This is a genomic window from Hansschlegelia beijingensis (assembly GCF_045505405.1).
Taxonomy (GTDB): domain Bacteria; phylum Pseudomonadota; class Alphaproteobacteria; order Rhizobiales; family Methylopilaceae; genus Methylopila; species Methylopila beijingensis_A.
The window spans coordinates 1-21,844 of record NZ_JBJKEX010000019.1 but is presented as its reverse complement, the minus strand read 5'-3'; the positions used below and the strand labels follow the sequence as shown (position 1 = coordinate 21,844).

Here is a 21,844-nt window from a genome sequence, read left to right as displayed (position 1 = left end):
AGGCGCGCCGCCGCTCCGAGACGAAGGCCGGCGCGGCGCAGGAGCGCACCGCCGTCTCGGCCTGACGTCGCGGTCCGGGGCGCCTATATGGGAGCCGGACACGGAGGCCGCGATGCTGGACGAGAGCTACGAAGTCACCCGCACCGACGAGGAGTGGCGGGCGCTGCTCACCCCGGAGCAGTACCAGGTGATGCGCCGCCACGGCACCGAGCGGCCCGGCAGCTGCGCGCTGCTCCACGAGAAGCGCCGCGGCGTGTTCTCCTGCGCCGGCTGCGGGCAGAAACTGTTCGCCTCGGGCGAAAAGTTCGAGAGCGGCACCGGCTGGCCGAGCTACGGCGCGCCGATCGAGGGTTCGGTGGGCGTCACCGAGGACCGCAGCTACGGAATGGTGCGAACTGAAGTGCACTGCGCGCGCTGCGGCAGCCATCTCGGCCACGTGTTTCCCGACGGCCCCCCGCCGACCGGCCTGCGCTACTGCATCAACGGCGTGGCGCTCGACTTCGAACCGGAGGAGTGAGGGGGCGGCTCAGTCGGTCGCGCCGCCCACATAGCTGACGCGGTAGATCGCGCCATTGTGGTCGTCGGAGACCAGCAGCGAGCCGTCCCGCATCACCTCGACGTCGACGGGGCGGCCGACATAGTCGTTGTCCTCGACGAAGCCGGTGAGGAACGGCTCGACCGAGACGACCTCCCGCCGGTCGTTCAGGAAGGCGACCGCCACGTCGGCGTATTTCTGCGACCGGTTCCACGGTCCGTGGCGGGCGATGAAGATCGCGTCCCGGTATTTTTCCGGGAACATGCCGCCGGTGTAGAACCGCATTCCGAGCGGCGCGGCGTGCGGCCCGAGCAGCGCGGCGGGGCTGACGAACTCGTCGCAGCTGCGGCCCTGGCCGAACTCGGGGTCGGTCATCAGGCCCGAATGGCAGTAGGGGAAGCCGAAATCCTGGCCGGGCCGGGTGACGTGGTTGAGCTCGTCGAGCGGCATGTCGTCGGAGATCCAGTCCCGCTGATTGTCGGTGAACCAGAGGTCGCCGGAGCGCGGATCGAAATCGAAGCCGACCGAGTTCCGGACGCCCTTGGCGACCGTCTCGACACGGGAGCCGTCCAGATCCATGCGGAAGATGCGGGCGTGGCGCGGATCCGGTTCGCACACATTGCAGGGCGCCCCGACCGGCACGTAGAGCTTGCCGTCCGGCCCGATCTTCAGAAACTTCCAGCCATGCGGGCTTTCGCCGGGGAATTTGTCATAGACGACGACCGGCTTCGGCGGCGCGTCGAGACGGTCCTCGACGCCGTCATAGCGCAGGATCTCCTTGGCGTTCGCGACATAGAGCGCGCCGTTCCTGAACTCGATGCCGTTCGGCAGCGTCATGCCCGAGACGACGGTCTTCACCTCGCGCCGGCCGCCCTTGTCGACGACGGCGTAGACCTTGTTGGCGACGAACAGCGAAGACACGAACAGCGTGCCTCTGTCGCCCTGACGCATCATGCGCGCGTCCAGGATGTCGCTTGCATAGGTCTCGACCTTGAACCCGGGCGGAACCCGCAGCTTTGCGGTCGGCAGCGCCTCGGCAGGCGTCGGCACGGGAAAGGCCGAGACCGGCGCGAGCTTGAAGCCCTGGCGCCCCTTGGGTCCGCCGAGGGACCAGAACTCTTCCGTCTTCTCGGCGGCGGCCGCCGCCCCACAGGTCAGCGCGACAAGCGCCAGCGTCAGGCGCAGCGCGTTCCGTCGCTGATATCGCATGCAGTCTCCATGCCCGCTTCCCGGAGGGGCTCGGGGCCCAAGCTAGGCGCGCCGGAGCCGCCCGCCAAGACGCCGTCTGGCGCGCCCTTGTTTCGCCGGAAAGCACGCGCTCTTCGTGCCGCGGAAGCAACGGCCGGGGCGACGATGGCGGGACGTCTGGCGATACTTGCAGGCGCGGCGCTGCTCCTGGGCGCTGCCCCGGCGCGGGCGGTGGAGTTCGAGCCGCGGCTCACGATCGCGTCTCCGGACCCGACCGTCCGGGAAGTGGCTCTCACCTTCGACGCCTGCTCAGGCGCCGTCGACCGGCGCATCCTGGACGCGCTGCTCGAGACGCGGGCCAAGGCGACGATCTTCGTCACACAACGGTGGATCAGCCGGAACCCCGAGGCGCTTGCGACCCTCAAGGCGCATCCGGATCAGTTCGAGATCGAGAACCACGGCGCCCGCCATGTGCCGATCGTGACAGACGCGCGGAGCGTCTTCGGTCTTGCGGCCGCGGGCACGATTGAGGCTGTGCGGGCGGAGATCGGCGAGGGGGCTGCGGCGGTGGAGAAGGCGACCGGCGCCCGGCCGAAGTGGTTTCGTGGCGCTACGGCCCGCTACAGCCGCGACGCGCTGGATGAGATCTCGGCGGAGGGTTTCCGTGTCGCCGGCTTCTCGCTGAACGGCGACATGGGCGCCTCGTTGCCCGCCGCCGCCGCCGAGCGCCGCATCGCGGCCGCTCGATCAGGCGACGTCGTGATCGCGCACATCAATCAGCCGGCCCGCAGCTCGGGCGAGGGGGTGGCCGCCGCCATCCGGGCCCTCGCGGCGTCGGGCGTGAGGTTCGTGCGCCTCGAGGATGCGGCGATGAAGAGCGAGGACGGCCGACCGATCCTACCGCCCAAGCGCGAAGTCGATCACGAGCTTCGCGTTCAGCGCCACGATGACCAGGGCGACAAGCCCGGCGGTGGCGGACATCCAGCGGGGAGCCACGAACTCCCCCATCTTGGCGCGGCTGGCGGTGAACCAGACCAGCGGAATGACCGCGAAGGGCAGCTGCAGACTCAGCACGACCTGGCTCAGCACAAGTAGCTGCGCCGTCCCGCTCTCGCCGTAGAACAGCGTGACGCCGATCGCCGGCACGATGGCGATGGCGCGCGTGATCAGGCGGCGCAACCAGGGCGAGAGCCGGATGCGCAGGAAGCCTTCCATCACGACCTGGCCGGAAAGCGTCGCGGTCACGGTGGAGTTCAGGCCGCAGCAGAGGAGGGCCACGCCGAAAGCGGTGGCGGCCAACGTGCCGCCGAGCAGCGGCCCGAGCAGGGTGTGGGCCTCGCCGAGTTCGGCGACCTCGCCATGCCCGCTGTCCTGGAAGGCGGCGGCCGCAAGCACGAGGATCGACGCGTTGACCACGAAGGCGAACACGAGCGCGATCGTCGAATCCATGACCGCATAGCGGATCGCCTCGCGCTTGCCGGCCGCGTCCCGCCCATAGGCGCGGGTCTGCACCACGGAGGAGTGTAGGTAGAGATTGTGCGGCATGACGGTCGCGCCGACGATGCCGAGCGCGATGTAGAGCATCTCCGGGTTGGTCACGAGCTCGGTGGTCGGCGCGAGGCCGCGGATCACCGCGCCCAAATCGGGATGCGCCATCGCAAGCTGGATCGCGAAACAGCCGGCGATGACCATCAGCAGGCCGATCACGAAGGCCTCGACCCAGCGGAAGCCCACCCGCTGAAGCCCGAGCACCAGAACGACATCGAGCGCGGTCAGGATCACGCCGATCTCCAGCGGGATGCCGAACACGAGGGTGAGCCCAATCGCGGTGCCGATCACCTCGGCGAGGTCGGTCGCGCAGATCGCGGCCTCGGCCAGAATCCAGAGCGGGAAGGACACCGCCTTCGGAAACGCGTCTCGGCACGCCTGCGCCAGATCCCGTCCGGTGGCGACGCCGAGACGGGCGCACAGCGCCTGCAGTAGCATCGCCATCAGGCTAGACAGCGCCACCACGGCCATCAGCGCGTAGCCGAACTTGGAGCCGCCGGCGAGGGAGGTCGCCCAGTTCCCCGGATCCATGTAGCCGACGGCGACCAGATACCCGGGACCCACGAAGGCCAGCATCCGCCGAAGCGGGCTGCGGCCCCGCACCGACACGGAGGCGTTCACCTCCGCCAGCGAGGCGCCCCCGGGCGCCCCTCGCCAACCCGAGAACGGGGTCGAACGTGCGGGCTCCCCCACGTCAGTCAAAGTCTCGGCTTCGCCTGTCTGCATCGGGTTCCTGGCGCCGGCGCCTGATAGTCGGCTAGCTGCAACTAGGTCGCAACTGCTTGGCTCGCCATGCGGCGGTGACGAGACCCCAGCGTGCGCGTCGCCCTTGTCACATGTGCCCCCGCGTGCAACGTCCTCCCGTCGCGGAACTTTCGCGGTCGCGAAATGGTCCGCTCAACGCTGCGGGAGATGCGGCTGCGATGGCGAAATGGGTGCTCACCTTCGGCGACGGCCGCGCAGAGGGCCGCGCCGACATGCGCGACCTCCTCGGCGGCAAGGGGGCCAATCTGGCCGAGATGGCCAATATCGGCCTGCCGGTGCCGCCCGGCTTCACGATCACCAGCGACGTCTGCACCTACTTCTACGCTAACGGGAAATCCTATCCCGAAGCGCTCGACGCGCAGGTGAAAGCCGGCCTCGAGCACGTCGAGAAGATCACCGGCCGCCGCTTCGGCGACGCCCAAAACCCGCTTCTGGTTTCGGTGCGCTCCGGGTCCAGGGCGTCGATGCCGGGGATGATGGACACGATCCTCAACCTCGGCCTCAACGACGAGACGGTCGAGGGCCTCGCGGCAAACGCCGACGACCGGCGCTTCGCCTATGACAGCTACCGCCGCTTCATCCAGATGTACTCGAACGTGGTGCTCGGCCTCGAGCACCACCTGTTCGAGGATCTTCTGGAGCAGGCCAAGGACCGCAGGGGCGTCGTCGAGGACACCGAGCTCGACGTGGAAGACCTCGGAAAGCTGGTCGCGATCTACAAGGCGAAGGTCGAGAAGGAGACCGGCTCGCCCTTCCCGCAGGCTCCTCTCGAGCAGCTCTGGGGAGCGATCGGGGCGGTGTTCTCATCCTGGATGAACCCCCGCGCCATCACCTATCGCAGGCTCAACGCCATCCCGGAAAGCTGGGGCACCGCCGTCAATGTTCAGGCGATGGTCTTCGGAAACATGGGCGAGACCTCCGCGACCGGCGTCGCCTTCACCCGCGACCCCTCCACGGGGGAGAAGACCCTCTACGGCGAGTTCCTGGTGAACGCGCAGGGCGAGGACGTCGTCGCCGGCATCCGGACCCCGCAGCCGATCACCGAAGCGGCCCGTATCGCGGGAGGCGTGGCCGCGCCGTCTCTGGAGATGCGCATGCCGGAGGTGTTCCGCGAGTTCGTCGCGGTCGCCGAACGGCTCGAGCGGCACTATGGCGACATGCAGGACCTCGAGTTCACCGTCGAGCGCGGCAAGCTCTGGATGCTGCAGGCGCGCAACGGCAAGCGCACGACGAAGGCGGCCCTGAAGGTCGCGGTCGATCTCGCGGCCGAGGGCGTGCTGACGCGCGAGCAGGCGGTTCTGCGGATCGATCCTGCGTCGCTGGACCAGTTGCTCCATCCGATGATCGATCCCAAGGCCGAGCGCAAGGTGATCGCCACCGGACTGCCGGCGTCCCCGGGCGCGGCTCAGGGTGAGATCGTGTTTTCCTCCGAGGCCGCCGAGGCCGCCGTCTCGGGCGCGAGCGGCCGCAGCGTCATTCTGGTGCGCGTGGAGACCTCGCCTGAGGACATCCACGGCATGCATGTGGCGGCCGGCATCCTGACGACGCGCGGCGGCATGACGAGCCATGCCGCAGTCGTGGCGCGCGGCATGGGCAAGCCGTGCGTCTCGGGCGCCGGCGCGCTTCGGATCGACGAGAAGGGCGGAACGCTGACAGTCGCCGGCCGCACCTACAGGGCGGGCGACGTCATCACGATCGACGGCTCGACGGGCCAGGTGCTCGACGGGCCCGTCGCGATGGTTCAGCCGGAACTGTCAGGCGACTTCAACACCCTCATGGGCTGGGCGGACGAGATCAGCCGGATGGAGGTGCGCGCCAACGCGGAGACCGCAGACGACGCGCGCGCCGCCCGGGAGTTCGGCGCCAGGGGCATCGGCCTCTGCCGCACGGAGCACATGTTCTTCGACGAGGACCGCATCGTGGCGGTTCGCGAGATGATCCTCGCAGATGACGAGGCGGGTCGCCGCAAGGCGCTCGCCAAGCTGCTGCCCTATCAGCGCTCGGACTTCCGCGAATTGTTCAGGATCATGCAGGGGCTGCCGGTGACCATCCGGCTGCTCGATCCTCCGCTGCATGAGTTCCTGCCGCACGGCGATCGCGCCATCGCAGAGGTCGCCGAGGCGATGGGCGTCGACGCCGAGAAGCTCAAGCGGCGCGCCGAGGAACTCCACGAATTCAACCCCATGCTCGGGTTTCGCGGCTGCCGGCTGGCGATCGCGTTCCCGGAGATCGCCGAGATGCAGGCGCGGGCCATCTTCGAGGCCGCCATCGAGGCTGGCCGGGAGACCGGGGCGCCGGTGCATTGCGAGGTGATGGTCCCGCTGATCGTCGCGCGCGCCGACTTCGACTTCGTCAAGGAGCGCATCGACGCCGTCGCCCGGGAGCTCGAGGCGGACGGCGCCAGCCTCTCCTATCAGGTCGGCACGATGATCGAGCTGCCGCGCGCGGCGTTGCGCGCCGGCGAGATCGCGGAGAGCGCCGAGTTCTTCTCCTTCGGGACGAACGATCTCACCCAGACCGCGCTCGGCATCAGCCGCGACGACGCCGCGCCGTTCCTCAGTCATTACGTCGCCAAGGGCCTGCTGCCGGCTGACCCATTCACCACGATCGACCGCGATGGCGTTGGAGAGCTGGTGGCGATCGGCGTCGAGCGCGGCCGCGCCACCCAGCCGAAACTGAAGCTGGGCATTTGTGGCGAGCACGGCGGCGACCCGGCGTCGATCGCGTTCTGCGAGGAATTGGGCCTGGATTACGTGTCCTGCTCGCCGTTCCGTGTCCCGATCGCACGTCTTGCGGCCGCCCAGGCGGCGATCCGGAACGCGGCCAGACAGAAAGAACCGGCCGACTAGAGGAGGTTCGGCGCCGCGCGCAGCGCGCGCGGTGGAACCACGGCAGGCGGCCGTTCGTTTCTGTCCGGATCGGCGGAGGCTCACATCCGTCGGCGCTCGGGTGCGTAACGTGGCTCTTGCCTGCTGCGTAGCCTGATCCTCACTTCGGGAGCGCCAATGAGGCCGACAGTCGCCCGCAAGCAGGATTTTCGCTCGAACCTCGCCGAACGCTTCCGTGAGGTTCGGGCGCACAGCCGCCGTCTGGCGCAGCCGCTGTCCGACGCCGACGCGACGGCGCAGTCGATGCCGGACGCGAGCCCGGCCAAGTGGCACCTCGCGCACACCACCTGGTTCTTCGAGACGATGGTGCTGAAGCCGAACGCCACCGGCTACCAGCTCTTCGACCCGACCTTCAATTTCCTGTTCAACTCCTACTACGAGACCATCGGAGAGCGTCATCCGCGGCCGATGCGGGGGCTGCTCACCCGGCCGTCGCTCGAGCGGATCATGGACTTTCGAGGCCATGTCGATCACGCGATGGAGACGCTGCTCGGCTCCGATCTGGAGCCTGAGATCGCAGCGTTGATCGAGCTCGGCTGTCACCACGAGCAACAGCATCAGGAGCTTCTGCTTACCGACATTCTTCACCTGTTCGCCCAGAACCCGATCCGGCCGGCCTACCGCGATCCTGAGCCTGTCGCCGTGGCGCCGACGCCGGAAGAAACGGGCTGGGCGACGTTCGATGAAGGGATCGTCGAGATCGGCCATGACGGCTCGGGTTTCGCATTCGACTGCGAAGGTCCGCGGCATCAGGAACTGCTGCGGCCGTTCCGGATCGCGGATCGGCTCGTCACCAATGGCGAGTGGATCTCCTTCATGGCGGATGGCGGCTATCGAAAGCCGCTGCTGTGGCTCGCCGATGGGTGGGCGCAGATCCTCGCTCATCGCTGGGAGGCGCCGCTCTACTGGGAGCAGCGGGACGGCGAGTGGTGGACGATGACGTTGCGTGGCATGCAGCCGGTGGATCCAGCCGCGCCAGTCACCCATGTCAGCTATTTCGAAGCCGACGCCTTCGCCAGTTGGGCTGGGAAGCGGCTTCCGACGGAAGCGGAGTGGGAGCGCGCCTCGGCCGGCCTGCCGGTCGCGGGCAACTTCGCCGGAAGCGGTCGGCTACGGCCGAAGCCGGCCGGGACTGAGGGCGGCCTGAACCAGATGTTCGGCGACGTGTGGGAATGGACTCGCAGCCCGTTTACGCCTTATCCGGGCTTCCGGCCGGCCGAAGGCGCGGTCGGCGAGTACAACGGCAAGTTCATGTGCGGTCAGTTCGTGCTGCGAGGCGGCTCCTGCGCCACGCCCGACGGCCATACCCGCGCCACCTACCGCAACTTCTTCCAGCCCGATAAGCGATGGCAGTTCTCAGGACTTCGCCTCGCCGAGGACGCCTGATGCTCGAAAAGGTGAACCTGCATTCCCGTCAGCACGAGCAGTTTCGCGCCGACGTCATCGAGGGCCTGAGCGCATCGCGAAAGATGCTGCCTTGCCGCTGGCTGTACGACGACCGGGGCTCGGAGCTGTTCGAGCAGATCACGAAGCTGCCGGAGTACTATCCCACTCGAACCGAGACCGGCATCCTCAAGGCTCGCGCAGAGGAGATCGCAGCCTTCTGCGGCGAGCGCGCCGTGGTGATCGAGTATGGCGCCGGAGCCGGCGTGAAGACGGAGATTCTGCTGGGAGCCCTCACCAATCCGGCTCTTTACATGCCGTTGGACATCGCCGGGGATTTCCTCGCCGCCTCTGCGGCCCGCATCGAGGGACGCTTTCCCTATCTCGAAATCCGCCCCCTGGTTGCGGATTTCACGGACGATTTCGAGCTTCCCGCGGACCTGCCTAAGCTCCCCCCGAGGGTCGGCTTCTTTCCTGGATCGACGATCGGCAACCTCGCGCCGCTTGACGCCGCCGATTTTCTGCGCCGCGTCCGGGGTCATGTCGGCAAGGACGGGCGTGCGGTGATCGGCGTCGACCTCAAGAAGGACCTGAGCGTTCTGCTCCGCGCCTATGATGACGGCGCGGGGGTGACGGCCGAGTTCAACAAGAACCTGTTGCGCAGGATCAACCGGGAGCTCGACGGAAACTTCGATCTTGAGGGTTTCGCTCACGAGGCCCGGTGGAACGCCCGGAACTCCGCCGTCGAGATGCATCTCGTCAGCCTGAGGCGGCAATCCGCGACCGCCTGCGGGCGCCGGTTCTCTTTCGCCCTCGGAGAGACGATCCACACGGAGAACTCGCGCAAATATTCGCTCGAGGCGTTTCGGCGTCTGGCCGAGCGGGCGGGCTGGCGCGTGGAGCAGGTCTGGACCGACCCTGATCGTCTGTTCGCGGTGATCGGCCTCTGTTGACCGTACTCCGAAGGACGAGGTGACGGCGGCGGAGCGGCGTGGCAAACCGGCCGCCAGAAGAAGAAGCGTTTCAAGCGCGTCTCGGAGGATGTTCGATGCGTAAGGGAATTCTCGGCGTAGCCGCGGCGGCGCTGTTCGGGACGACGGCGGCGTTCGCGCAGGGGACCGCCCCGGCGACCCCGGGCGAGCAGCCGGTGGACGACGCCTACCTCGCCCAATGCACCCCGCAGGCCACCAAGGAATTCTGCGGCTGCATCGTCTCGGTGGCGGATCTGCAGATCAAGGATCCGACCGAGCGGATGATCTTCTACGCCTACACAGTGGGCGAGTTCGAAAAGGCGCGCGAGCAGCGGGCCGTCCTTCCCGCCGAGCAGAACATGAAGTTCAACGTCGTGCTGCAGCGGGCGGAGGTCATGGTGCATGACCGATGCGACAAGCTCCGTCCGCAGAAGGACGCCGCGCCGAAATAACGCGATGAAAGTCGGCGCGCTGCCTCGCACGGCATGCGAGATCGCGCCGTAGCGTATCCATCTCGGGACCACATTGACCCGCGGCGACTTCCCCGATCTCCCCAGCTTGCGTGCAGGCGGCAAGCCGGCGCTCGCCCGCGCGCTTGCCCGGCTGGAGCGCGCCGCCGGCACGGCTGAGGCCGCGCGCCTGCTCGACGCGGCGGACGCGGAACCGAAGGGCGAGGTGCTGGGTCTCACCGGCCCCCCTGGGGTGGGCAAGTCGACCCTCACCGGCGCGCTTGTCCGCATGTTTCGCGACATGGGACTGACGGTCGGCGTGGTCGCCGTCGATCCCTCTTCGATGCGCTCGGGCGGCGCGCTGCTGGGAGACCGGGCGCGAATCCCGTCCGACCCCGAGGACGGCGGATTGTTCATCCGCTCCTTCGCGGCGCGCGACCGGCTGGGAGGGCTGTCAGACCTCGCATTCGGCGCCGTCGTGCTGATGAGGGCGCTGTTCGACCGCGTGATCGTCGAGACCGTGGGGGTCGGGCAGTCCGAGGCGGACGTCGCTCTCGTGGGCGATACGATCCTGCTGGCGGTGCAACCGGCCTCTGGCGACGCGCTGCAGTTCATCAAGGCCGGCGTGATGGAGTTGCCGGACGTCGTCGCCGTGACGAAGGCCGATATCGGTCCGGCGGCCCGCCGGGCGCGGGATGAGCTTGAAAGCGCGCTCACGCTTGCGAGCCCAAACGACGCGCGCTGGACGCCGCCTGTCGCGCTGGTCTCCTCGCAGACGGGCGAGGGGCTCGACGCTCTCGCAGGCCATCTGTCAGCCCATTCGGCCTTCCTTCAGACGGATGGTCGCCTGGAGAAGCGGCGTCGCGCCCAGGCTGAAGCCCGTATCGCGGCCGCCCTCAGGGGCCGCTTCGGAACGGAAGGCGTGAGGGCCGCCCTCGCCGGTCTTCTCGGCTCGGAGGGAGGGCAATTCGGGCGCGAGGCCGCCGCCGCGAGGCTCCTCTTGGAGCGCCTCCATGCCGCCCGCTAAGTCGCTCAGTCGCCGCTGTTAACCGCTCCTCAAGGTTAAGGATCGATAACTTCCTCGAAGCGGTGAAGCGGTCGCGCGGCTCTACGGTGAGGCGGCGCCGGTCGTTCGGGGAGTGGCGTCATGCGGGGACGTGGACAGGGGCTTGTCGCCCCGCCTCGCTCAGGTCGTCCGAAGAGGCGCGGCCTGTGCATCGCCCTTGCGGCGCTCCTGATACCCGTCGCCACGACCTCGATCGCGCGCCAGGACGCGCTCAGCCTTCTGCCGCGCTCCGGAGATCAGGGGGAACTGGCCCGCGGTCATTACCTCGCTGCCGTGACGCGCCCGATGGAGCTCGCGTCGCTCGAGGCCGCCGATCTTTTCGGGTCGGGCCGCGGTCCCTTGGTGGCCCCTGATCCGTTCGTCGGCGGCGAGAGCCTGCGCGTGCTGGACCTTCCGGAGCCGCCTCCGGTCGCCGGCTCCAAGAGCGAGTTGCCCGCGCCATTCGTCGACAGGACCGTCAAGGGCGACAGGCAGATGGTCCGCGCCATGGCGCCCGTGGAGACGGCCGCAGCGGAGGCGCACGATCCGGCGTTCGAAGCGCTCGCATCCGCGCATACGCTGCTCCGTCCCGGCCTCACCGGGCTGAACGCCGTGCCTCAGATCGGCGATGTCGCGCCGCGCGCCCCGAGCTCCGACCGGGTCGTCGCCTCGGCTGCGATCAAGGGGTCCTCCGGCCCCGCGACGCCGAAGGCGCGAACGGTATCTTCGGGAGCGCAGGAGGGCGAGCAGGCCGTCGCCGAGGCGGGGTTGACCAGCATCCCGATGGTGCCTCGCGAGGCCGGCCTGAACCATGACGGCTCGACCCCTTCCGTGGCCGGCCTCGCTGGCGGGGCGCTGCCGCACACCACAACCCCTGCAGGCGAGACGCCGCTTGCGGTCGCGGCGCTGCCAGTCACGCCCCTCGCAGGCCGCGTGCTTGGGGACGACCCGCGCAGCCGAGGCGTCGCTCTCACAGCCAGCCAGCACGCGACGCCCGAGGGCGAAACGCTGGCCTCGCGCGGAGACGTCAACGGCGGCGTCGAAACCCGGCTGTCGCACCGCGTCTACATTCCGGCGGCGCAGCTCGCCAAAGCCCAGCAGTGCCTGGCCGAAGCCGTCTACTTCGAGGCGCGCGGTGAGCCGATCAAGGGCCAGTACGCGGTCGCGCAGGTCGTGCTGAACCGCGTCCGTTCCGGCTATTATCCTTCGGACGTCTGCGGCGTCGTCTACCAGAACAAGCACCGGCGCAACGCGTGCCAGTTCTCCTTCGCCTGCGACCGCATCCCTGATCGCGTCAACAACCTCCACTCCTGGCGGATCGCCGTGCGGGTGGCGCGAGACGTCACGGAGAACGGCGCGTGGCTGCCGGAGGTCGGAGACTCGACGCACTATCACGCGACCTATGTGCGCCCGAACTGGATCCGTGACATGGTCAAGGAAGACAAGATCGGCCGCCACATCTTCTATCGCGTTCGCTGGCGCGCGCCGCTGGACGCTTGATCCTTCAAGGCTGTGCGCCCATGCAGCTGTCCGCTGGCCCGCGTAACCTAATCACCGACGTCGCCGGCGTCAGCGTCGGCCATGCGCAGGACCCAGCGCTTGCGTCGGGCGTGACGGCGATCGTGTTCGACGCGCCTGCGACCGCCTCGGTCGACGTGCGCGGAGGCGGGCCGGGCGTACGCGAGACGGAGCTGCTCGCGCCGGAGCGAACTGTCTCGGCGATCGATGCGCTCTGTCTCTCCGGAGGCTCGGCCTTCGGCCTGGACGCCGCCGCCGGCGTCATGGCCGCCCTCGCCGAGCAGGGCCGCGGTTTCGCCGTCGGGCCGGCGCGGGTGCCGATCGTCCCGGCCGCGATCCTGTTCGACCTGCTCAATGGCGGCGACAAGAACTGGGGCCGCTACCCGCCTTATCGCGAGCTCGGCTTCGACGCGGTCCGCTCCGCAGGGCAGGGCTTCGCATTGGGAAGCGTCGGCGCGGGGCTCGGCGCCCAGACCGCCACCCTGAAGGGTGGGTTGGGCTCGGCCTCGGCGATCATGCAGCCGGCGGGGATAACCATCGGCGCTCTCGCGGCGGTCAATGCGCTCGGCTCCGCGACCGTTGGAGACGGTCCCCATTTCTGGGCCGCTCCGTTCGAGCTCGGCCACGAGTTCGGCGGCCTCGGCCCGGCGAAGCGGATCCCGCCGGACGCTTGGTTCGCGGCTCAGAAGGCGGTCGCGGGGGCGCACACGACGCTGGCGCTGGTGGCGACCGATGCGTGCCTGACCAAGGCCGAGGCCAAGGCGATGGCGAGCGCCGCCAATGACGGCCTCGCGCGCGCTCTCTTGCCCTGTCACACGCCGCTCGACGGCGACATCGTGTTCGCTGTCTCGACCGGTCACAGGCAGATCAGCGACGATCGCACCGCGGCCCTGGCCGCGCTGGGGCACGTGGCGGCCTTGACCCTGTCTCGGGCGGTGGCCAGAGGCGTCTACGAGGCGGAAGGACTTCCTTTCGCGGGGGCGCTGCCGTCCTGGAAAGCGAAGTTCGGAGCCCGCGCGGATTAAGGCGGAGCCCCTGGCGGCCGCTCTCTGTGCTGTAGCGGGACGGGCGCGAGCAGGCCGCGACGGCAGGCTCGGCTCCGAAAGGCGCAGGACGCAAAAACGATTAGCGGCTTTTTGTGTTGCGTGTAGCATCGACCGCGTCGGCTGTGGCCGGCGCGGTCGCGACGCTTTTCGGGGGCGCTGCGACATCCAGCGGGCTGGGGGAGCTCGTGGCCTATTATCGCTTGTATTTTCTGAGTGCTGACGGCCGCATATCCGATGTCGTCGAGCTGCACTGCGACACTGACCAGGACGCCTTGGCCGAAGCCGAGAGCAGGCGCGATGGCCGTGCGACGGAGCTCTGGAACGAGCAGCGGTTCGTAGCGCTGCTCGGGCAACCGACCTCATCGCCGCCTGCCGATGTGAGCCGCTGACGCTTTAGGTCGCAGCTCCCGCCAAACCCATCACAGAAGCCACAAAGTCGCCGCCTCCGCACGATTCAGTAACCATCCGGCGCTTCAATCAAGGTCGTCGGTGGCGCGTACAAAAGGGCGGGAAATGGGCGTGGATCTGTTCGCGGGGCTCGCCAACACGACGCTGCCGCGGCTCGACAGGGCGCCCAAGGTTCTGGTGTTCGATTCAGGGCTCGGCGGCCTCACCGTGCTGGGGGCCCTGACCGGGGCTCTGCCCTCCGCGGACTATGTGTACGCCGCTGACGACGCCGCTTTCCCGTATGGCGGGCTAAGCGACGAGGCGCTCGTGGCTCGGGTCCTGCGCGTGATCGGGAGGTTGATCCAGCGCGAGAGGCCGGACCTCGTGGTGGTGGCCTGCAATACAGCCTCCACCTTGGCGCTGCCCGCTCTGCGCGCCCGCTTCGACCTGCCGTTCGTCGGCACCGTGCCGGCGATCAAGCCCGCCGTGGCCGCGACGCGCTCGGGAGTCGTGGCTGTGCTGGCCACTCCGGGCACGGTCCGACGCGAGCATACCCGCGCGATGATCGACGCCTTCGCCGGTGGCGCGCATGTCGTTCTGGTGGGCGCCCCGAATCTGGCGACCTTCGCGGAGGCGGAGCTGCGCGGCGCGCCCGTGGACGACGCGACCCTGGCCGCGGAGATCGGCCCATGCTTCGTCGAGTCCGCGGGTCGCCGGACGGACTCGGTGGCACTCGCCTGCACGCATTTTCCCCTGCTGACCAAACGTTTCAGGCAGCTTGCTCCCTGGCCCGTCGACTGGATCGACCCAGCGCCGGCCGTGGCGCGCCGGGTGGTGGCTCTGGTCGGCCGCTCGCCGTCGCCTCAATCGGGCGCTCCGATGCGCGCGCTCTTCACCTCCGAGCGTCCTCTGCCGAAGGCGCTCGAAGCGGCGCTTGAAAGCCGCGGGCTGACGGCGATCGAGCGGGAGCCGCTTCCCCTCGATTGACCGCTTCCCGTCTTAGCGCCGTCATAAATCGCTGGTCGAATGCGCCACTGCATGGCGCTCGCCGTCTGACCGATCGGAACCGCAATGCTGGGCCGCCTCTATCCGACCATTCTCGAGATCGACGGGCTTCTGGCTGACGTTCCGCATGACGGCTACGCCGGCGCGGTGGCCACGCTGCTGGAAGATCCGGCGACCGTCGTGACGCTGGGCGGCGCTCGTTCCGGGGAGGGCGCGACGAGCCTGATCGCCCGTGCGCGGGCGCACTGGCGGGAGGCGGGCTTCGGGCTCTGGTTCTTGCGCGACATGCGCGACGGCGGCTTCGCCGGCTGGGGCGGCCTGCGCCGACGTGAACTCGCCGGCGGGCGCGTGGTGGAGTTCGCCTATGCGCTCGCCCCTAGGCTGCGATGCAAGGGCAACGCCGTGCGGCTCGGCCAGGCCGCGCTCCAGCTGGGCTTCGACCGTCTGGCCCTGCGGGAGATCGTCGCCGTCACGACAGCCGAGAACCAGCACGGGCTCGGCGTGACCGAGCGGCTCGGCTTCGAATATGCCGAAACGATTGATCGCCCGGGCGGCCGGGACCTCATCTACCGCCGAACGGCGGCCGCGCACGCGGCCGCCTGAGGGCCGCAGCCTACTCTGCGGCTATCTTGGCGGCGGCGGCGGGATTGTAGTTCAGCACCGGCGCCAGCCACTTCTCCATCACCGCCAGGTCGAGCCCCTTGCGCGCCGCGTAGTCGGCGGTCTGGTCGCGGTCGATCTTGCCGAGGCCGAAATAGCGGCTCTCCGGATGGCTGAAGTAGAGCCCGGACACGGCCGACCCGGGCCACATGGCGTAGCTCTCCGTCAGCTTCAGGCCGATCGCCTCGGTCGCTCCCAGAAGGTCGAACAGGATGCCCTTCTCGGTGTGGTCGGGCTGGGCAGGGTAGCCGGGGGCCGGGCGGATGCCCTGATACGCTTCCGCGATGAGCTCGTCATTGCCGAGACGCTCGTCGGGAGCGTAGCCCCAATGCGTGCGGCGAACCTCCATGTGCATCCACTCCGCCGCGGCCTCGGCGAGGCGATCGGCGAGGGCCTTGGCGAGGATGCCGCCGTAATCGTCGTTGGCGCGCGCGAACCGCTGGGTGACCGCTTCTTCGCCGATGCCGGCGGTGACCGCGAATCCGCCGATGTAGTCCGGGACGCCTGACTCCTCCGGCGCGATGAAATCCGACAGCGCGAGGTTCGGGCGATCCTTGCCGCGCGCCATCTGCTGGCGGAGGGTGTGCAGCGTGGTCAGTTCGGTCGAGCGGGTCTCGTCGGTGAACAGCACGATGTCGTCGCCGCGGGAGGCGGCGGGCCAGAAGCCGATGACCGCGCGGGCCTCCAGCCACTTCTCGTCCGCCATCTGCTTGAGCATGGCGGTCGCGTCCTCGAACAGGTTCCGCGCAGCCTCGCCGTACTTCTCGTCGGTGAGGATCTCCGGATAGCGGCCCTTGAGCTCCCAGGTCGAGAAGAATGGCGTCCAGTCGATGTAGGGGATCAGCGTCTCGAGCGGGATCTCGTTGAACACCTTCGTGCCCAGGAAGGAAGGCTTCGGCTGGACCCGGTCGAGGTCCAGCGCAAGCCTGTTGGCCCGGGCGACCGAGATCGGCGAGCGGACCTTGTCCTCCTGCGCGCGCGCGTGGTTCTCGGCGAGCCGCGCATAGTCGGCCTGGATCTCGGCCACGTAGCCCGCCTTCGCATCCTTGGCGAGCAGCTGGGACACGACGTTCACGGCGCGGCTTGCGTCCACGACATAGACGGCCTGGCCACGCTCATAGGCAGGGTGGATCTTCACCGCGGTGTGGATCTTCGACGTGGTGGCGCCGCCGATCAGCAGCGGGATGTCGAAGCCCTCGCGCTCCATCTCGGAGGCGACCGTCACCATCTCGTCGAGTGACGGCGTGATCAGCCCCGAGAGACCGATGGCGTCGACATTGTGCTCCTTCGCGGCGCCGAGGATCTTCTGCACCGGCACCATCACGCCAAGGTCGATGACCTCGTAATTGTTGCACTGGAGCACGACGCCGACGATGTTCTTGCCGATGTCGTGGACGTCGCCCTTCACGGTCGCCATCAGGATCTTGCCGGCGTTCGACCGCTCGGTCCCGCCGTTGAGGCGCTTCTCCTCCTCCATGAAGGGCATGAGATAGGCGACGGCCTGCTTCATCACGCGCGCCGACTTCACCACCTGCGGCAGGAACATCTTGCCGGCGCCGAACAGGTCGCCGACCACGTTCATGCCGGCCATCAGCGGGCCCTCGATGACGTGCAGCGGCCGCTCGGCCTGCTGGCGGGCCTCCTCCGTGTCGGCCTCGATGAACTCGGTGATGCCGTGCACCAGCGCGTGCTCCAGCCGCTTGGTCACGGGCTGGTCGCGCCACTTGGTGTCGACGACGCGGGCTTCCTGCTTGCCGCCCTTGAACTTGTCTGCGGCTGCGAGCAGCCGGTCGGTCGCGTCCGGACGCCGGTTGAGGACCACGTCCTCGGCGAGCTCGCGCAACTCCGGGTCGATGTCGTCATAGACGGGCAGGGCGCCCGCGTTGACGATGCCCATGTCCATGCCGGCCGCGATCGCGTGGTACAGGAACACGGAATGCATCGCCGCGCGGACCGGCTCGTTGCCGCGGAACGCGAAGCTGAGGTTCGAGATGCCGCCCGAGATATGAGCGTGCGGCAGGTTTTCCCGGATCCATCTGGTGGCGTTGATGAAGTCGACGCCGTAATTGGCGTGCTCCTCGATGCCGGTCGCGACCGCGAAGACGTTCGGGTCGAAGATGATGTCCTCCGGCGGGAAGCCGACCTGCTCCGTCAGGATCTTGTAGGCGCGGCCGCAGATTTCGGTCTTGCGTTCGAAGGTGTCCGCCTGGCCGACCTCGTCGAAAGCCATCACGACCACGGCGGCGCCATAGGCGCGCACCTTGCGGGCGTAGTGGATGAAGGCCTCTTCGCCCTCCTTCATCGAGATCGAGTTCACGATCGGCTTGCCCTGGACGCACTTCAGGCCCGCCTCGATCACCGACCATTTCGACGAGTCGATCATCACCGGCACGCGGGCGATGTCGGGTTCGGCTGCGATCAGGTTGAGGAACTCGACCATGGCCTTCTCGCTGTCGAGCAGGCCCTCGTCCATGTTGACGTCGAGGATCTGGGCGCCGTTCTCGACCTGCTCGCGCGCGACGTCGAGGGCGGCCGCATAGTCGCCGGCGGTGATCAGCTTCCTGAACTTGGCCGAGCCGGTGACGTTGGTGCGCTCGCCGACATTGACGAAGCGGGAGGCGGCGGAGGTCATGAGGCTTCCGTTCCGTGGAAAGTTGACGACTAGGCGCGGCGCGCGAGAGGCCGGTTCGGCATCTCGCAATCGGGTTCAGGCGGCGGTCAGCTCGAAGGGCTCGAGGCCGGACAGCCGCATCTTCGGCGGGATCTCCGGAATCTTCCGCGGGGCCTTGCCCTTCACCGCCTCGGCGATCGCCGCGATGTGCGCCGGCGTCGTGCCGCAGCAGCCGCCGACGATGTTGACCAGGCCGGACGAGGCGAACTCGCCGACCAGCTCGCCCATCGCCTCCGGACTCTCGTCATAGAGGCCGAACTCATTGGGGAGGCCCGCGTTCGGGTAGGCGCAGATCAGCGTGTCGGCCACGCGGCTGAGCTCGGCGATGTGGCCGCGCATTTCCTTCGCGCCGAGGGCGCAGTTCAGTCCGATCGACAGCGGGCGCGCATGATTCAGCGCGTTCCAGAAGGCCGCCGGGGTCTGGCCCGACAGCGTGCGGCCGGAGAGGTCCGTGATGGTTCCGGAGATCATCACCGGCACGCGGGCGCCGCGTTCGGCGAAGATCTCTTCGATCGCGAAGATCGCAGCCTTGGCGTTGAGCGTGTCGAAGATGGTCTCGACCAGCAGTATGTCGGCCCCGCCGTCGAGCAGACCGCGGGCGGCCTCGCCATAGGCTTCGGCGAGCTGATCGAAGGTGACCGCGCGGAAGCCAGGATTGTTGACGTCCGGCGAAATCGACGCCGTCCGGTTGGTCGGGCCGAGCGTGCCGGCGACGAAGCGGGGGCGGCCATCTTCCTTCTGGGCGATGTCGGCGGCCTGCCGCGCGAGCCGCGCGCCTTCGACGTTCAGCTCATAGGCGAGCGCCTCCATGCCGTAGTCGGCCTGGGCGATCGTGGTCGACGAGAAGGTGTTGGTCTCCACGATGTCCGCCCCTGCGCGGAAGTACTGCAGGTGGATGTCGCGGATCACGTCGGGCTGCGTCAGGATCAGGAGGTCGTTGTTGCCCTTCAGATCCCGCTTCCTGTCCGCGAACCGCTCGGCGCGGAAGTCCTCTTCGCTGAACTTGTGGCGCTGGATCATGGTGCCCATCGCGCCGTCCAGCACCAGGATGCGTTCGGCGGCGAGCTTGCGGATTTTGGCTTCTGTATCGCTCATGGCGGCCCTCCTTTCGAGGGAAGTTCAGGCTGTGTCGCGCGGCGCTTCAGGCTGCGGCGGCAGGCTTCGCAGTGGCTTCCCGCGCGGGCCTCAGGCCCAGCAGGTGACAGATCGCGTAGACCAGGTCAGCCTTGTTCATCGTGTAGAAGTGGAAATCGGTGACCCCGTGATCGACGAGGTCGAGCACCTGTTCGGCCGCGACCGAGGCGGCGATCAGCTGGCGAGTGGGCGCATCGTCTTCAAGGCCCTCGAAGCGGGCGGCGAACCAGTCCGGGATGCTCGCGCCCGCTCTTGTGGCGAAATTGGCGGTCTGCCTGAAGTTCGAGACCGGCACGATGCCGGGCACGATCGGGATGTGGATGCCGCGCGCCCGCGCCTTGTCGACATAGCGCAGATAATGCGCGTTATCGAAGAAGAACTGGGTGATCGCCCGGTTCGCGCCGGCGTCCACCTTGGCCTTCAGCACATCGAAATCGGCCTCTTCGCTGGGGCTCTCCGGATGCCTCTCCGGATAGGCGGAGACGGAAAGCTCAATTTCCGGCGCGCGCGAGCGAATGCCCGACACGAGCTCCGCGGTCGAGCCATAGCCGCCCGGATGCGGCTCGAACTTGGCGCCGACGCCGCCGGCGGGATCTCCGCGCAGCGCCACGATGTGGCGCACGCCAGCCTCACGATAGCTGTCGACGACGGCGTCCACCTCCTCGCGCGTCGCCGAGACGCAGGTGAGGTGCGCCGCCGGCGGGATGTCGGTCTCCTTGACCATTCGCGCCACGGTCGAGTGCGTCCGCTCGCGGGTCGAGCCGCCGGCTCCATAGGTCACGGACATGAAGTTCGGCTGCAGCGGCGCGAGGCGCTGCACCGCCCGCCAGAGCGAGTCTTCCATCTCCGGGGTCTTCGGCGGGAAGAACTCGAAGGAGACGCGGATCGGCCGGCGGCCGGAGCGGGACAGGCGCTTGTTCGGCATCAGGCGACCTCCAGGCTCGAGGGAGGGAAGGCGTCGGAGACGACGCGTGGATCGCGCGCCAGCCAGAGCGACACCGTGAGCTTGTCAGAAGCCTGGTCAGGAGGAGGCAGGCTGCGCTGACTTACGAGATCAAGCCCCGCGCTCGACAGCCACGCCGCGATCGTCTCAGCCGCGAAACCGAGCCGGCGATGGGCGTGGGTCTCGCGCAAGGCCTCGATGCCATGCGGCGCGAAATCCACGATCAGCAGGCGACCGCCGGGGCGGAGCGTGCGCGCCGCCTCCCGGATGGCGCGCGCGCCGTCATCGAGGAAGTGAAGCACCTGGTGCACGACCACGAGGTCGAAGGAGTTGGCGGGGACCGGCAGGGCGAACAGGTCGCCCTGTCGGACCTGGGCATTGGAGACGCCGGCGCGCAGCAGATTGGCCCGCGCGAGCGCGAGCATCTCGCGGTTGGAGTCGATGCCCACCGCCCGCCCGACGCGCGGGCTGAGGAGCTCGAGCATGCGGCCGGTCCCGGTGCCGAGATCGAGCGCCGCCTCGATGCGGCCTTCGCCGATCGCCTCCAGAATCGCGCGCTCGACGGCGGCCTCCGCGACCTGAAGGCTGCGGACCTCGTTCCAGCGCGTGGCGTTGGCGCTGAAGTAACGGGCGGCGGCCTCGTTGCGCGCCATGCGAACCTCCGCGAGCCGCTGACGGTCCCGCACCAGGGCAGGATCGGAGGCGTCCAGAATGGACAGCGCGGCCCGCAGCGCGGAGTCGCCGTGAGGCGGCTCGGCCAGGCCGAAGAACGCCCAGGCGCCTTCCCGGTGGCGCTCCACCAGCCCGGCGTCCACCAGCAGCTTGAGGTGGCGAGAGATGCGCGGCTGGCTCTGGCCGAGAATATCGGTCAGGTCGGAAACCGTAAGTTCGCCCTCCGCGAGCAGCGCCAGCACCCGCAGCCGAGTCGGCTCGCCGGCGGCGCGCAGCGCGGCGAGCGCGGCGTCCAAGCTGAGAGGGTCCGATCTGGGGGCGGAAAAAGACATAAAGATGTCTTTATATGGTTTGGCGCGGAGGTGCAACGAAGATCGGCGCGCCGGAGCGCTAATAGATCCATTGCTCCGGCAGCCGCACGCGCACTTCCGAGGCGGGGAGGATATGGCCCGCGCGCTCAGATAGCCGACCGCGACGCCCAGCCCGAAGCGCCGCGCCAGCGGCCCGGCGATGACCGCCGCCCCAAGGAAAATGAGAGCGCCGATCAGCGGGCCGGCGACGGAGGCGTGTTCCATGGGCGCTCCAGACAGAGATGTTCCATGTGCCCGCCACAACCCGCGAGAGCAAGACCCTCCGGCGCATTGCGGCATGGCGGGCAAGCCGCCTGACGCCCCGCGGCTCCCCGCGCGCGAGCCGCCGGAGCCGGAAGAAGCTCAGCGTCTCGCGCGGAAGAAGTCGCGCAGCAGCGCCGCCGAGTCCTGTTCGGCGAAGCCCGGATAGACCTCCGGAGCGTGGTGGCAGGTCGGCTGGTCGTAGAGCCGGACGCCGGACACCACCGCGCCGCCCTTGGGGTCCTGCGCGCCGAAATAGAGCCGCCGGATGCGGGCGAAGGAGATCGCCGCCGCGCACATCGGGCACGGCTCGAGCGTCACCCACAGGTCGCAGCCGACCAGCCGTTCGGAGCCCAGCGCCTCGCAGGCCGCGCGGATCGCCAGGATCTCGGCGTGCGCGGTGGGGTCGGACCGCTCGCGCGGGC

17 protein-coding genes and 2 pseudogenes are annotated in these 21,844 nt (G+C 68.7%); 12 read left to right on the top strand and 7 right to left on the bottom strand.

What is annotated here, in order from left to right:
- Positions 1 to 112: 112 nt before the first annotated feature.
- Complete coding sequence (gene msrB, locus ACIKT0_RS02690; RefSeq protein WP_407103868.1) at positions 113 to 517, top strand: peptide-methionine (R)-S-oxide reductase MsrB; 405 nt, start codon at positions 113 to 115, stop codon at positions 515 to 517.
- 9 nt (positions 518 to 526) lie between these two features.
- Here the strand turns inward: msrB and ACIKT0_RS02685 are convergent, their stop codons facing one another.
- The gene (locus ACIKT0_RS02685; RefSeq protein ID WP_407103867.1) at positions 527 to 1,744 is read right to left on the bottom strand and encodes a PQQ-dependent sugar dehydrogenase; all 1,218 of its coding nucleotides are present in this window, start codon (positions 1,742 to 1,744) and stop codon (positions 527 to 529) included.
- 9 nt (positions 1,745 to 1,753) lie between these two features.
- Between ACIKT0_RS02685 and ACIKT0_RS02680 the strand changes: the two are divergent.
- Positions 1,754 to 2,380: pseudogene (locus ACIKT0_RS02680) on the top strand (polysaccharide deacetylase family protein); the annotation flags it as partial.
- A 240-nt stretch (positions 2,381 to 2,620) separates the two neighbouring features.
- On the opposite strand, the gene ACIKT0_RS02675 reads toward ACIKT0_RS02680, so the two are convergent.
- Positions 2,621 to 3,997: an Nramp family divalent metal transporter gene (locus tag ACIKT0_RS02675; protein WP_407103866.1), complete on the bottom strand. Its 1,377-nt coding sequence runs from the start codon at positions 3,995 to 3,997 to the stop codon at positions 2,621 to 2,623.
- Between the two features lie 197 nt (positions 3,998 to 4,194).
- Here ACIKT0_RS02675 and ppdK point away from each other — a divergent pair, with 197 nt between their 5' ends.
- From ppdK to ACIKT0_RS02625, 10 genes are all read left to right on the top strand, one after another.
- A complete protein-coding gene (gene ppdK, locus ACIKT0_RS02670; protein ID WP_407103865.1) occupies positions 4,195 to 6,885 on the top strand; it encodes a pyruvate, phosphate dikinase in 2,691 nt (896 codons plus the stop codon).
- Between the two features lie 156 nt (positions 6,886 to 7,041).
- Complete coding sequence (gene egtB / locus ACIKT0_RS02665; protein WP_407103864.1) at positions 7,042 to 8,310, top strand: ergothioneine biosynthesis protein EgtB; 1,269 nt, start codon at positions 7,042 to 7,044, stop codon at positions 8,308 to 8,310.
- Positions 8,310 to 9,260: an L-histidine N(alpha)-methyltransferase gene (egtD, locus tag ACIKT0_RS02660; RefSeq protein ID WP_407103863.1), complete on the top strand. Its 951-nt coding sequence runs from the start codon at positions 8,310 to 8,312 to the stop codon at positions 9,258 to 9,260. The genes egtB and egtD overlap by 1 nt, the downstream gene beginning before the upstream one ends.
- 95 nt (positions 9,261 to 9,355) lie before the next feature.
- Entirely contained in the window at positions 9,356 to 9,730 is a 375-nt protein-coding gene (locus ACIKT0_RS02655) for a hypothetical protein (protein ID WP_407103862.1), read from the top strand.
- A gap of 106 nt (positions 9,731 to 9,836) precedes the next feature.
- Positions 9,837 to 10,754 (top strand): ArgK/MeaB family GTPase, encoded by a 918-nt coding sequence (locus ACIKT0_RS02650; protein WP_407103861.1) that lies wholly within the window; start codon positions 9,837 to 9,839, stop codon positions 10,752 to 10,754.
- A 120-nt stretch (positions 10,755 to 10,874) separates the two neighbouring features.
- Complete coding sequence (locus ACIKT0_RS02645) at positions 10,875 to 12,272, top strand: cell wall hydrolase (protein WP_407103860.1); 1,398 nt, start codon at positions 10,875 to 10,877, stop codon at positions 12,270 to 12,272.
- Positions 12,273 to 12,292: 20 nt separating this feature from the next.
- The gene (locus ACIKT0_RS02640) at positions 12,293 to 13,315 is read left to right on the top strand and encodes a P1 family peptidase (protein ID WP_407103859.1); all 1,023 of its coding nucleotides are present in this window, start codon (positions 12,293 to 12,295) and stop codon (positions 13,313 to 13,315) included.
- A gap of 206 nt (positions 13,316 to 13,521) precedes the next feature.
- Complete coding sequence (locus tag ACIKT0_RS02635; protein ID WP_407103858.1) at positions 13,522 to 13,725, top strand: hypothetical protein; 204 nt, start codon at positions 13,522 to 13,524, stop codon at positions 13,723 to 13,725.
- 124 nt (positions 13,726 to 13,849) lie between these two features.
- The gene (gene murI / locus ACIKT0_RS02630; RefSeq protein WP_407103857.1) at positions 13,850 to 14,710 is read left to right on the top strand and encodes a glutamate racemase; all 861 of its coding nucleotides are present in this window, start codon (positions 13,850 to 13,852) and stop codon (positions 14,708 to 14,710) included.
- A gap of 84 nt (positions 14,711 to 14,794) precedes the next feature.
- Positions 14,795 to 15,331 carry a GNAT family N-acetyltransferase gene (locus ACIKT0_RS02625; protein ID WP_407103856.1) on the top strand — a complete coding sequence of 179 codons (537 nt, stop codon included), beginning with the start codon at positions 14,795 to 14,797 and terminating at the stop codon, positions 15,329 to 15,331.
- A gap of 10 nt (positions 15,332 to 15,341) precedes the next feature.
- On the opposite strand, the gene metH is transcribed toward ACIKT0_RS02625, so the two are convergent.
- From metH to ACIKT0_RS02600, 5 genes and pseudogenes are all read right to left on the bottom strand, one after another.
- On the bottom strand, positions 15,342 to 18,089 hold the full coding sequence (gene metH, locus ACIKT0_RS02620) for a methionine synthase (RefSeq protein WP_407103855.1): 2,748 nt from the start codon (positions 18,087 to 18,089) through the stop codon (positions 15,342 to 15,344).
- A 12-nt stretch (positions 18,090 to 18,101) separates the two neighbouring features.
- Positions 18,102 to 19,154: pseudogene (locus tag ACIKT0_RS02615) on the bottom strand (homocysteine S-methyltransferase family protein); the annotation flags it as partial.
- Positions 19,155 to 19,200: 46 nt separating this feature from the next.
- Complete coding sequence (metF, locus tag ACIKT0_RS02610; protein ID WP_407103854.1) at positions 19,201 to 20,118, bottom strand: methylenetetrahydrofolate reductase [NAD(P)H]; 918 nt, start codon at positions 20,116 to 20,118, stop codon at positions 19,201 to 19,203.
- Entirely contained in the window at positions 20,118 to 21,140 is a 1,023-nt protein-coding gene (locus tag ACIKT0_RS02605; protein ID WP_407103853.1) for an ArsR/SmtB family transcription factor, read from the bottom strand. The genes metF and ACIKT0_RS02605 overlap by 1 nt, the downstream gene beginning before the upstream one ends.
- Before the next feature lie 381 nt (positions 21,141 to 21,521).
- The coding region (locus tag ACIKT0_RS02600; protein ID WP_407103852.1) for a nucleoside deaminase at positions 21,522 to 21,844 on the bottom strand (323 nt) is incomplete at its 5' end.

Excerpts from the sequence above, each read along its gene's own strand:
- msrB (WP_407103868.1), top strand. The coding sequence starts at position 113 with ATGCTGGACGAGAGCTACGAAGTCACCCGCACCGACGAGGAGTGGCGG.
- ACIKT0_RS02685 (WP_407103867.1), bottom strand. The coding sequence starts at position 1,744 with ATGCGATATCAGCGACGGAACGCGCTGCGCCTGACGCTGGCGCTTGTC.
- ACIKT0_RS02675 (WP_407103866.1), bottom strand. The coding sequence starts at position 3,997 with ATGCAGACAGGCGAAGCCGAGACTTTGACTGACGTGGGGGAGCCCGCA.
- ppdK (WP_407103865.1), top strand. The coding sequence starts at position 4,195 with ATGGCGAAATGGGTGCTCACCTTCGGCGACGGCCGCGCAGAGGGCCGC.
- egtB (WP_407103864.1), top strand. The coding sequence starts at position 7,042 with ATGAGGCCGACAGTCGCCCGCAAGCAGGATTTTCGCTCGAACCTCGCC.
- egtD (WP_407103863.1), top strand. The coding sequence starts at position 8,310 with ATGCTCGAAAAGGTGAACCTGCATTCCCGTCAGCACGAGCAGTTTCGC.
- ACIKT0_RS02655 (WP_407103862.1), top strand. The coding sequence starts at position 9,356 with ATGCGTAAGGGAATTCTCGGCGTAGCCGCGGCGGCGCTGTTCGGGACG.
- ACIKT0_RS02645 (WP_407103860.1), top strand. The coding sequence starts at position 10,875 with ATGCGGGGACGTGGACAGGGGCTTGTCGCCCCGCCTCGCTCAGGTCGT.
- ACIKT0_RS02640 (WP_407103859.1), top strand. The coding sequence starts at position 12,293 with ATGCAGCTGTCCGCTGGCCCGCGTAACCTAATCACCGACGTCGCCGGC.
- murI (WP_407103857.1), top strand. The coding sequence starts at position 13,850 with ATGGGCGTGGATCTGTTCGCGGGGCTCGCCAACACGACGCTGCCGCGG.
- ACIKT0_RS02625 (WP_407103856.1), top strand. The coding sequence starts at position 14,795 with ATGCTGGGCCGCCTCTATCCGACCATTCTCGAGATCGACGGGCTTCTG.
- metF (WP_407103854.1), bottom strand. The coding sequence starts at position 20,118 with ATGCCGAACAAGCGCCTGTCCCGCTCCGGCCGCCGGCCGATCCGCGTC.
- ACIKT0_RS02605 (WP_407103853.1), bottom strand. The coding sequence starts at position 21,140 with ATGTCTTTTTCCGCCCCCAGATCGGACCCTCTCAGCTTGGACGCCGCG.